The organism is Desulfovibrio sp. 1188_IL3213 (assembly GCF_036763145.1).
Lineage (GTDB): Bacteria > Desulfobacterota > Desulfovibrionia > Desulfovibrionales > Desulfovibrionaceae > Desulfovibrio.
The window spans coordinates 1-1,156 of the sequence record NZ_JBAIYR010000591.1; the positions used below are offsets into that span (position 1 = coordinate 1).

A 1,156-nucleotide genomic window follows, 5' to 3' on the forward strand; every position below is an offset into this window, starting at 1 on the left:
GGCGGCTCAGGCGGTCGAACCACAGGTAGATGACCGGCGTGGTAAACAGGGTCAGCACCTGGCTGACGATCAGGCCGCCCACCATTGTTACGCCCAGGGGCCGCCGCAATTCTGCGCCCATGCCCCAGCCCAGCATAAGGGGCAGCGCACCGAGCAGGGCTGCCATCGTGGTCATGAGAATGGGCCGCAAACGCAGCAGACACGCCTGACGTATGGCCGCCAGAGGCTCCTTGCCTTCATTGCGCTCGGCATCCAGCGCAAAGTCGATCATCATGATGGCATTCTTTTTGACAATGCCGATAAGCAGGATAATGCCGATAATGCCCACGACCCCAAGTTCCATATCGGCCAGCATCAGGGCCAGCAAGGCTCCCACTCCGGCCGAGGGCAGGGTGGAAAGGATGGTTACCGGGTGGATATAGCTTTCATACAGCACGCCCAGAACAATATACATGGTCACGATGGCCGCCAGTATGAGCCACACCTGATTGTTGGTGGACGCCATGAAAGCCTGTGCTGCCCCCTGAAACTGGATGCGCAGCGAATCCGGAAGCTCAAGGCGCTCGAACGTGCTGTTCACCGCGGCCACCGCCGCGCCCAGCGAGGAATCCTGCGCCACATTGAATGCAATGGTGGCTACGGGAAACTGCCCCTGCCGCGCGATGGAGAGCTGCGTGGGCCGCTCCTCAATGGTTGCGATGCTCGTCAGCGGCACGGGTTTGCCGTCGCCGCCCTTGACGTAAATATTTTCTATATCGCCCGGTCCCTGACGAAAACGCGGGGCCACCTCAAGCACAACCTTGTACTGGTTGGTTTGTGTAAAAATGGTGGAAATGAGCCGCTGGCCCAGGGCGTCATACAGGGCGTTGTCTATATCCGCCATGCTGATGCCGAGCCGCCCGGCGGCGTCACGGTTGATGTTGAGCCAGGCCATGCGGCCCGGAGCCTGATAGTCGCTGGTCACAAGCTCCAGTTGGGGCTGCTGCCTGAGGGCTTCAACCATGCGCCGCGCCCAGGTGTCCAGCTGCGCCCTGTCCAGAGCTTCCACCGTCAAAAGTACTGCGCGCATGGCAGCCTCCTTGGTAAGCACTGTTTCTTATGCAACCGTTGGCGGCAAAGGGCCGGAAACGGTCGGCATGCAGCCCCTGCGGGATAA

Annotated in this window: 1 protein-coding gene; it reads right to left on the reverse strand. The window is 60.7% G+C overall.

Annotated features, from left to right (window positions below):
- On the reverse strand, positions 1-1,069 hold a 1,069-nt coding region (locus V6C16_RS13850), incomplete at its 3' end, for an efflux RND transporter permease subunit (protein WP_333543505.1).
- Positions 1,070-1,156 lie beyond the last annotated feature (87 nt).